This is a genomic window from Burkholderia sp. BCC1988, from assembly GCF_905339895.1.
Taxonomy (GTDB): domain Bacteria; phylum Pseudomonadota; class Gammaproteobacteria; order Burkholderiales; family Burkholderiaceae; genus Burkholderia.
The window spans coordinates 114,238-120,747 of the sequence record NZ_CAJPHA010000024.1 but is presented as its reverse complement, the minus strand read 5'-3'; the positions used below and the strand labels follow the sequence as shown (position 1 = coordinate 120,747).

Sequence of the window (6,510 nt, the reverse complement as noted above, 5' to 3'; positions counted from 1 at the left end):
GACGCCTTGCGCGATGTCCGGCGACTGCTTGTCGTACGCGACGAGCACCGCGCAGCCCTTGTAGTCGATGCCGTAGTCGGTGTTGTCGTAGCCGATGCGCTTGATGGTGTCGCGCGCGATCTGGATGTAGTCGATGTTGGCCGTCGTGGTGATTTCACCGGCCAGCACGACGAGACCCGTGTTGCACAGCGTTTCGGCCGCAACGCGGGAGTATTTGTCCTGCTCGAGGATGGCGTCGAGAATCGCGTCCGAGATTTGGTCCGCGACCTTGTCCGGATGGCCTTCGGAGACGGATTCGGACGTGAAGAGATAATCGTTTGCCACTTTTTCAGGCTCCTGTGTGGTTACGGTGGGTTTCACGTAGCCAGCTTCGTTGGCCTGAAGCGGCGACGCTTTAGCGGATTACCAGGACCGGGCAGCGCGCTTCGCGCCAGCCGGCTTCGCCCCGCAAGTTGTCAGTTAACTCGGCGAAGCCCGTATTATAGCGGCTTTCGTGAATTGTCACAGAGCGCCACACGTGCTGCATCGTCCGCTGTCCTACCCCCCTGTTCGCAACGCGCCGGCCAGCCGGCCCCACGGAGATTCCGCATGCTAGGCCGCCTCGGCACGCACCTCGCCATCGGCTTGCTGAAGCTGCTCGCCCTGCTGCCGTACGGTCTGACCGCACGGTTCGGCGACGGCCTCGGCTGGCTGCTGTACCAGATTCCCAGCCGGCGAAAGCGCATCGTACATACCAATCTGAAACTCTGCTTCCCCGACTGGAGCGACGAACGGCGCGAGGAAGTGGCGGGCCGGCATTTCCGCCACGCGATCCGCAGCTACGTCGAGCGCAGCGTCCAGTGGTTCGGCTCCGAGCGCAAGCTCGCGAAACTGATCCAGGTCGACAGCGCGGTCGATCTCACCGATCCCGATCTGCCCCCGACGCTGTTCCTGGGCCTGCATTTCGTCGGCATCGAAGCCGGCTCGATCTGGCTGAACCGTTCACTGCAGCGCCGTTGCGGATCGCTGTACCAGCCGTTCTCGAATGCGATTCTCGAGGAAGAAGCGAAGAAGGCGCGCGGGCGTTTCGACGCCGAGATGGTCGGCCGCGCGGACAGCGCGCGCGTCGTGCTGCGCTGGCTGCGCGACCGCAAGCCGGTGATGCTCGGCGCCGACATGGACTACGGGCTGCGCAATTCGACGTTCGTACCCTTCTTCGGCGTGCCCGCGTGCACACTGACGGCCGTCGGCCGGCTCGCGAAGACGGGCCGCGCGCAGGTCGTGCCGTTCATCGGCGAAGTGCTGCCGAACTACCAGGGTTACCGGCTGAAGGTGTTCAAGCCGTGGGATCACTACCCGACCGGCGACGACGATCTCGACGCGCGGCGGATGAACGAATTCCTCGAAGAGCAGATTCCGCTGATGCCCGAGCAGTATTACTGGGTGCACAAGCGCTTCAAGACGCGCCCGCCCGGCGAGCCGAGCCTCTACTGAGTCGAACCGCGGGCGCGTCGTCAGAGACGCGCCTGCACCCTCGCCACTTTCGGCGCGCCTTTCGCGCGCGCCTGCCAGAGATCGTAGGCCGACTGCTGCGCCAGCCACAGATCCGCCTTCCCGCCGTTTTCCTCGCCTAGCCACGCTTCGAGACGCAGCGCCATTTCAGGCGAGATGCCGGCATGGCCGTGCAGGATGCGCGACAGCGCCGCGCGCGTGACGCCGAGCTGCGCGGCGGCTTCGGTGACGGTCAGGCCGAGCGCCGGCAAGACGTCGTCGCGCAGCGCCTCGCCCGGATGGGGCGGATTGAAGACGCGAGTCATGGCGTTGAATGACCTCAGTGATAGTCTTGATAGTTGACCAGGACGACATCCGGGCCCTCGAATCTGAACGTCAGGCGCCAGTTGACGCTCACGCTCACCGAGCAGTAACCCTCCAGCCCGCCGGCGAGGCCATGCAGGCGCCAGCCGGGTACGTTCATGTCGAACGGCTGGCTCGCCATGTCGAGACGGGCAAGCTGGCGCCGCAACCTCGGGGCATGATCCGGCCGGATGCCAGCCTTGCTCCCGTTCGTGAAAAACGCTTCCAGCCCCTTGTGCTGCCATGACTTGATCATGGGCCTCCCACACTCGAGTGCGATTCGACGGCATGGCCCACATGGCGTATAGCCAGACTATACGAATCGCCTGATTGATTTGTCAATTTGACCGGTACGAAAACACGCACGCGGCGAAACCCCGTGCACTGGCAACGCCGGGCAGCATGCCGCCGGATTCACCTGTCCCGACAACGCTCGCCACATCGCACCACCTCAATCTGCCGACTCCCTGCCCACGCGACCAGTCAGCCGATCGGCCGGCATCGCCGAGCTCCGCCGCCCGAACGACGCCCGGCGCCCCGCGCGCGCAGGACGCCCCTGTCGGCTGCATGTATCATTTGCGGTTGAGATCAGCACGACGAACGACGCCGCCCGGCATGACGGCGCGCCGCGTCCGTCGTGCCGGCCGCCCTGTTCGCCATGGAATTCCGGACCCAGTGAAACTCTCGTTCACCAAGATGCACGGCGCGGGCAACGACTTCGTCGTGCTCGACAGCTATTCGCGCGCGCTGCCGCCGCTCACCGAGGCGCAGGTGCGCGCGCTCGCCAACCGACACTTCGGCATCGGCGCCGACCAGTTGCTGCTCGTCGAGAAACCGACCGTCGACGGCGCGGATTTCAAGTACCGGATCTTCAATTGCGACGGCGGCGAAGTCGAACACTGCGGCAACGGCGCGCGCTGCTTCGTGAAGTTCGTCAGCGACCGCGGCCTGACCGACAAGCGCAGCGTGCGCGTGCAGGTGATGAAGGGCCTGATCACGTTGACGATGCAGGACAACGGCGAAGTCGTCGTCGACATGGGCGCGCCCGTGTTTGCGCCGGCGGAGGTGCCGTTCGACGCCGCGGGGCTCGACGGCCGGACGGAAGGCAACGACACGCTGTGGCCGCTCGACGTCGGCGGCCACACGCGCTGGATCTCGACGGTGTCGATGGGCAACCCGCACGCGGTGCAGGTCGTCGACGACGTCGAAGCGTATCCCGTGCTCGACGAAGGCCCGCTGATCGAGCGCCACGCCCGCTTCCCGCAGCGCGTGAACGCCGGCTTCATGCAGATCGTGTCGCGCAGCGAGGTGAAGCTGCGCGTGTACGAACGCGGCGCGGGCGAGACGCTCGCGTGCGGCACCGGCGCGTGCGCGGCGGTGGCGGCCGGCATCCGGCGCGGCCTGCTCGATTCGCCGGTGACCGTGCACACGCATGGCGGCACGCTGACGATCGGCTGGGGCGGCGCGCGCGACGAAGCCGCCGCGCTGATGATGTCCGGGCCCGCCACCACCGTGTTCGAAGGCGAGATCGACCTGAACGTCTGACCCTTCAACGTCCCGATAACCGAAGAACGCTCCAGCCACATGAACGATCGCGAAGTCGCCGACTACCTGCTCGCCAATCCCGAATTCTTCGCGCAACATGCGGAATTGCTCGCGACGATCCGTCTCGCGAACCCGCACGGCAAGGCCGCGATCTCGCTGCAGGAGCGGCAGATGGAGATGCTGCGCGACAAGAACAAGCATCTCGAGCGCCGGCTCGCCGAGCTCGTGCGCTACGGCCACGAGAACGACAGCCTGTCCGCGAAGTTCAGCCGCTGGACCGCGCGCGTGATCGCGGAACGCGACCCGTACGCGCTGCCGCGCACGATCGCCGAAGGCATCGCCGACGTGTTCGACGTGCCACAAACCGCGCTGCGCGTATGGGACGTCGCCGACACCTACGCGCAGGCCGATTTCGCGCGCCAGGTCGGCGAGGAGGTGCGCCTCTTCACGAACGGGCTGTCGACGCCGTACTGCGGCGCGAACACCGGATTCGAAGCAGCGCAGTGGCTCGCGCCCGCGCTCGCGGCGCCGGCCGCGAATGCGGCGGAAGGCGCCGAAGCCGCGCCGGCCGGCGACGGCGGCGCGGCCACGTCGGTCGCGCTGCTCGCGCTGCGCGCGCCGCTCGGCGGGACCGATGCGCCCGCGTTCGGCCTGCTCGTGCTCGGCTCGCCCGATCCGCGCCGCTTCCACGACGGGATGGCGACCGACTTCCTCGCGCAGATCGCGACGCTCGCGAGCGCCGCGCTCACGCGCCTGCTGCCGCATTGAGATCGCTCCCGCGATGACCGACGATCCGATCGCCGCCTACCTGTCGAACCTGAAACACGTCAGGCAGCTGTCGGAACACACGCTGCGTGCGTACACGCACGAACTCGACGAACTGAAGAAACTCGCCGCCGGCCGCCCGCTCGACGCGCTGACGGCCGCCGACATGCGCGGCGCGGTCGTGCGCGCGCACGCGGGCGGCTTGTCCGCTCGCTCGATCTCGCACCGGCTTTCCGCATGGCGTGCGTTCTATCGCTGGCTCGCGCAGCGCATCGAGATGCCCGCGAATCCCGTTGCCGGGGTGCGCGCGCCCAAACGCGAGAAATCGCTGCCCAAGGCGCTGTCGGTCGACGATGCGGTCGCACTCATGGATACGCCGCTGCCCGGCACGACCGAAGGCATCCGCGATCACGCGATCCTCGAGCTGTTCTATTCGTCCGGGCTGCGCCTCGCGGAACTGGTCGGGCTCGACGTCATGTACACGCAGGCCGACGGCTACCGCTCGGCCGGCTGGCTCGATCTCGCCGAAGCCGAAGTCACCGTGCGCGGCAAGGGCAACAAGGAACGCAAGGTGCCGGTCGGCCGCAAGGCGATCGAGGCGCTGAACGCGTGGCTCGCGGTGCGCGGCGAATTCGTGAAGCACGATCCGCATCCGCTGTTCGTGTCCGTGCGCGGCAACCGGATGGCGCCGGGCGTCGTGCGCGACCGCGTGAAGCGCGCGGCGCTGGCCGCGGGCATCCCCGCCAACGTTCACCCGCACGTGCTGCGCCATTCGTTCGCGACGCACGTGCTGCAGTCGAGCGGCGACCTGCGCGCGGTGCAGGAGCTGCTGGGCCACGCGAGCGTCGCCGCGACGCAGGTCTACACGTCGCTCGACTTCCAGCATCTCGCGAAAATTTACGACAGCGCGCATCCGCGCGCGAAGAAGCGCGACTGACGCGCGTTCCGCCCTACCCGCCGCGCGCGGCGGCCGGCAACGGCCGGCGCCGTCCGCGGCCCCAATCGATCCGATCATGCAAACCGTCACACTCAGACCGTCCAAGGAAAAATCGCTGCTGCGCCGGCATCCGTGGATCTACGCCAATGCGATCGACCGCGTCGACGGCACGCCCGCCCCCGGCGCGACCGTGGTCGTGCGCGCGCACGACGGCCGCTTCCTCGCGCGCGGCGCGTACAGCCCGCAGTCGCAGATCCGCGTGCGCGTGTGGAGCTTCGACGAGAACGAGCCGATCGATCACGCCTTCTTCAAGCGCCGCGTGCAGCGCGCGGTCGCGCACCGCACGACGATGGTGTCGGGCACGGGCGCGGTGCGGCTCGTGTTCGGCGAAGCCGACGGGCTGCCGGGGCTGATCGTCGACTACTACGTCGCGGACACGGCCGAGCCGGGCGCGGCGCCGCGCGGCCAGCTCGTGTGCCAGTTCATGGCCGCGGGCGTCGAGGCATGGAAGGATGCGATCGTCGCGGCGCTCAGCGGCGCGACCGGCTGCCCGAACGTGTACGAACGCTCGGACGTGTCGATCCGCGACAAGGAAGGGCTCGCGCAGACGACCGGCGTGCTCGCCGGCGACGCGCCGCCCGCGACGCTGATCGCGAACGAAAACGGCGTGCGTTATCACGTCGACGTGCCGAACGGCCACAAGACCGGCTTCTACGTCGACCAGCGCGACAACCGCGCGCTCGTCGCGCAATACGCGGACGGCCGCGACGTACTGAACTGCTTCTGCTACACGGGCGGCTTCTCGCTCGCGGCGCTCAAGGGCGGCGCGAAACGCGTCGTGTCGATCGACTCGTCGGGCGACGCGCTCGCGCTCGCGCAGCAGAACGTCGTCGCGAACGGTTTCGATCCCGACCGCGCGACCTGGCTCGACGCGGACGCGTTCAAGACGCTGCGCCGCCTCGTCGACGAAGGCGAGCGCTTCGACCTGATCGTGCTCGATCCGCCGAAGTTCGCGCCGACCCGCGACAGCGTCGATCGCGCGTCGCGCGCCTACAAGGACATCAACCTGAGCGGCTTCAAGCTGCTGCGTCCGGGCGGCCTGCTGTTCACGTACTCGTGCTCGGGCGCAATCGACATGGACCTGTTCCAGAAGATCGTCGCGGGCGCGGCCGCCGACGCGAAGGTCGACGCGCGGATCCTGAAGCGGCTCGGCGCGGGCGTCGATCACCCGCTGCTCGCCGCGTTCCCGGAAGGCGAATATCTGAAGGGGCTGCTGTTGCAAATCGTCTGATCGCCCCGATCTAGACGCACACCCGTTCGCCGGCCGTTCGTGCGCTGGCGGAACCGCGCTCTCGCCTGTCGTCCGGACGACGGGCGAGGGCTTGACAGGTATGTTTCAATGGATGGTTGTGCGCCCCGGCTCGCGAGTC

General features: G+C 67.9%; 8 protein-coding genes. 5 read left to right on the top strand and 3 right to left on the bottom strand.

Going from position 1 to position 6,510, the window contains the following annotated elements; genetic code table 11:
- A partial coding sequence (locus tag U4012_RS29305) for an S-adenosylmethionine synthetase N-terminal domain-containing protein (protein ID WP_321802775.1) occupies window positions 1-324 on the bottom strand: 324 nt, incomplete at its 3' end.
- A gap of 264 nt (window positions 325-588) precedes the next feature.
- Here U4012_RS29305 and lpxL point away from each other — a divergent pair.
- Window positions 589-1,473, top strand: a complete 885-nt coding sequence (gene lpxL, locus U4012_RS29300; protein WP_044847850.1) for a lauroyl acyltransferase LpxL — start codon at window positions 589-591, stop codon at window positions 1,471-1,473.
- Window positions 1,474-1,493: 20 nt separating this feature from the next.
- On the opposite strand, the gene U4012_RS29295 is transcribed toward lpxL, so the two are convergent.
- Window positions 1,494-1,796 (bottom strand): HigA family addiction module antitoxin, encoded by a 303-nt coding sequence (locus tag U4012_RS29295; protein WP_321802772.1) that lies wholly within the window; start codon window positions 1,794-1,796, stop codon window positions 1,494-1,496.
- 14 nt (window positions 1,797-1,810) lie between these two features.
- Entirely contained in the window at window positions 1,811-2,089 is a 279-nt protein-coding gene (locus U4012_RS29290) for a type II toxin-antitoxin system RelE/ParE family toxin (protein ID WP_044847848.1), read from the bottom strand.
- A 419-nt stretch (window positions 2,090-2,508) separates the two neighbouring features.
- Between U4012_RS29290 and dapF the strand changes: the two genes are divergently transcribed.
- From dapF to U4012_RS29270, 4 genes are all read left to right on the top strand, one after another.
- Complete coding sequence (gene dapF / locus U4012_RS29285) at window positions 2,509-3,378, top strand: diaminopimelate epimerase (protein ID WP_124486686.1); 870 nt, start codon at window positions 2,509-2,511, stop codon at window positions 3,376-3,378.
- 39 nt (window positions 3,379-3,417) lie between these two features.
- Window positions 3,418-4,146: a DUF484 family protein gene (locus tag U4012_RS29280; RefSeq protein ID WP_321802768.1), complete on the top strand. Its 729-nt coding sequence runs from the start codon at window positions 3,418-3,420 to the stop codon at window positions 4,144-4,146.
- 13 nt (window positions 4,147-4,159) lie between these two features.
- Window positions 4,160-5,080: a tyrosine recombinase XerC gene (gene xerC, locus U4012_RS29275; RefSeq protein ID WP_321802766.1), complete on the top strand. Its 921-nt coding sequence runs from the start codon at window positions 4,160-4,162 to the stop codon at window positions 5,078-5,080.
- A gap of 76 nt (window positions 5,081-5,156) precedes the next feature.
- Window positions 5,157-6,371 carry a class I SAM-dependent rRNA methyltransferase gene (locus U4012_RS29270; protein WP_044847844.1) on the top strand — a complete coding sequence of 405 codons (1,215 nt, stop codon included), beginning with the start codon at window positions 5,157-5,159 and terminating at the stop codon, window positions 6,369-6,371.
- The last annotated feature ends 139 nt before the right edge of the window (window positions 6,372-6,510 follow it).